Here is a 3,001-nt window from a genome sequence, read left to right on the forward strand (position 1 = left end):
GCAGTGTGTCAGCCAGCACATACATCAACTGACAGACCGCTTTCGCGAGCAAGCCCGCTCCCACATGGGATCACCGCCAGCCCGGACTACCGGGTCAGCAGCACTTGGGCCCACCCTTGCCGCCGTAACGGGCTTCCTGACGCTCCCGGAAGAACGTCTTGTAGTCCATCATCGGCTTGTCCGGGTGCTTGGTTTGCATATGCTCGACGTACGTGTCGTAGTCGGGCATGCCGACCATCAGGCGCGCGGCCTGACCGAGGTATTTACCGAGGCGACTGATGTCATTGAACATGGCTGCAATCCTCTATCACGCGTCCGGCTGGGCCTGGAACGGGGCTTCTTTATCCGTACGTTCTTTGTTGCCCCAGGCAGCGACGCCGACCTTGAGCGCATAGAACAGGATGCTGAACACCACGAACAGGAACATCGCCGTCAGCGTTGCGTTGGTGTACGCGTTGTAGATCACGTGCTGCATCTGGTCGATGCTCTTCGCCGGGGCGAGGATCTGGCCGTTGGCCAGGGCATCGCTGTACTTCTTCGCCAGCGACAGGAAGCCGATCGCCGGGTTGGCGTCGAACAGCTTGATGAAGCCTGCGGTGGTGGTGCAGATCAGCAGCCAGACGGCTGGCAACATGGTCACCCAGATGTAGCGTTGGCGTTTCATTTTAATCAGCACAACCGTGGCCAGCATCAACGCGATACCTGCCAGCATCTGGTTGGAGATACCGAACAGCGGCCACAAGGTGTTGATGCCGCCCAGTGGGTCGATCACGCCTTGGTACAGCAGGTAGCCCCACATTGCCACGCAACCGGCGGTGGCGATCAGGTTAGCGGTCCACGACTCGGTGCGTTTCAGCGCCGGCACGAAGGAACCCAGCAGGTCTTGCAGCATGAAGCGACCGGCACGGGTACCGGCGTCAACCGCAGTGAGGATGAACAGCGCTTCGAACAGGATCGCGAAGTGGTACCAGAACGCCATGGTGTTTTCACCCGGCAGCACACTGTGCAGGATCTGCGCGATACCCACCGCCAACGTCGGCGCACCACCGGCACGGGCCAGGATGGTGGTTTCGCCGATGTCATGGGCCACCGCTTGCAGCGCCTCTGGCGTGATCGCAAAGCCCCAGCTGCTGACGGTTTGCGCCACGGTGACCACGTCCGCACCGACCACGGCGGCCGGGCTGTTCATGGCGAAGTACACGCCTGGTTCGATCACCGAAGCGGCGACCATGGCCATGATGGCCACGAACGACTCCATCAACATGCCGCCGTAGCCGATGTAGCGCGCGTGGCTTTCGTTGGCCAGCAACTTGGGCGTGGTGCCCGAGGAGATCAGCGCATGGAAACCCGAGACCGCGCCACAGGCGATGGTGATGAACAGGAACGGGAACAGGCCGCCCTTCCACACCGGGCCGGTGCCGTCGATGAACTGGGTCAGTGCCGGCATTTTCAGGTCTGGCATGGTGACCAGGATGCCGATGGCCAGGGCGATGATGGTGCCGATCTTGAGGAACGTAGACAGGTAGTCACGCGGCGCCAGGATCAGCCACACCGGCAGTACCGCTGCGACGAAACCGTAGCCGATCAGCATCCAGGTGATTTGAATGCCGGTAAAGGTGAAGGCCTTGGCCCATACAGGATCAGCAGCAATCTGCCCGCCCAGCCAGATCGAACCCAGCAGCAACAGCACGCCGATGATCGAAATCTCGCCAATGCGGCCCGGGCGGATGTAGCGCATGTAGATGCCCATGAACATCGCGATCGGGATGGTCGCCATCACCGTGAAGATGCCCCACGGGCTCTCGGCCAGGGCCTTGACCACGATCAGAGCCAGCACCGCGAGGATGATGATCATGATTAGGAAGCAGCCGAACAGCGCGATGGTCCCCGGAATGCGGCCCATCTCTTCACGCACCATGTCCCCCAGGGAACGGCCGTTGCGACGGGTGGACAGGAACAGGACCATGAAGTCCTGCACCGCACCGGCCAGCACCACGCCGGCAATCAGCCAGAGCGTGCCGGGCAGGTAGCCCATTTGCGCCGCCAGCACCGGGCCGACCAAGGGGCCTGCGCCGGCAATCGCCGCAAAGTGGTGACCGAAAAGGATGTGTTTGTTGGTCGGCACATAGTCCAGACCGTCGTTATTGATCACTGCGGGGGTAGCCCGCCGTGGATCGAGTTGCATCACGTTATTCGCGATGAACAGGCTGTAGTAGCGGTATGCGACCAGGTAGATGGCCACAGCAGCGACCACAATCCACAAGGCGTTGATCGCCTCGCCGCGGCGCAAGGCCACTACGCCAAGGGCGCACGCTCCTACGATTGCCAGCACCAGCCAGGGTAGGTGGCGTAGCAGGCTATTATTATTTTTCATTTTTATATTCCAGCCAGGGTGGACAGAAAGGACAGCCGTTCCGAGTTTAGCGCTGTTGGCTTTAAAGACCACCCCCCTACGTTGGTCTAGAGCCTTCTGCGGGCAAAAAAAGCAGAAATATCGGGCCAATGATGGCGCAGGGCTACAATCCCCCTATCCCCAGAGGGTTTCACCATGACCGAGCAACCGTCTGATCGCCGCCGCTTCCGCCGGATCGCCTTTGACGCCAAAACCGAACTTCGGCAAAACAGCCGGGAATGGCCGGCGCAATTGGTGGATTTGTCGTTAAAGGGTTTGTTGGTGCAACGACCCGAAGACTGGAAGGGCAACAAGGCATTACCGTTCGATGTCGATATACGCCTGGACCCCAAGACCCCTATCAAGATGCAAGTGCGGCTGACCCATGAGGACAATGGGCAATTGGGGTTTGTGTGCCAGCACATTGACCTGGACTCGATCAGTCACTTGCGAAGGTTGATCGAGTTGAACCTGGGCGATGAGGAAGAGCTGCACCGGGAGTTGGCGGCGTTGCTCGAGATATAACAAGCAACATAAATCAACTGTGGGAGCGGGCTTGCTCGCGAAGGCGGTGTGTCAGTCGACACATTTATCAACTGATAGACAGCT

General features: G+C 59.9%; 3 protein-coding genes. 1 reads left to right on the forward strand and 2 read right to left on the reverse strand.

All coding sequences use genetic code 11. The features are described 5' to 3' along the window. Positions 1 to 94 precede the first annotated feature (94 nt). Entirely contained in the window at positions 95 to 292 is a 198-nt protein-coding gene (locus tag NUV89_RS28835) for a YbdD/YjiX family protein (protein WP_017737420.1), read from the reverse strand. A 15-nt stretch (positions 293 to 307) separates the two neighbouring features. Beyond that, complete coding sequence (locus tag NUV89_RS28840; protein ID WP_026136862.1) at positions 308 to 2,374, reverse strand: carbon starvation CstA family protein; 2,067 nt, start codon at positions 2,372 to 2,374, stop codon at positions 308 to 310. A 174-nt stretch (positions 2,375 to 2,548) separates the two neighbouring features. Between NUV89_RS28840 and NUV89_RS28845 the strand changes: the two genes are divergently transcribed. Further along, positions 2,549 to 2,917 (forward strand): PilZ domain-containing protein, encoded by a 369-nt coding sequence (locus tag NUV89_RS28845; protein ID WP_257783996.1) that lies wholly within the window; start codon positions 2,549 to 2,551, stop codon positions 2,915 to 2,917. The last annotated feature ends 84 nt before the right edge of the window (positions 2,918 to 3,001 follow it).

The sequence above is a fragment of the Pseudomonas sp. 18.1.10 genome (genome assembly GCF_024655625.1).
Lineage (GTDB): Bacteria > Pseudomonadota > Gammaproteobacteria > Pseudomonadales > Pseudomonadaceae > Aquipseudomonas.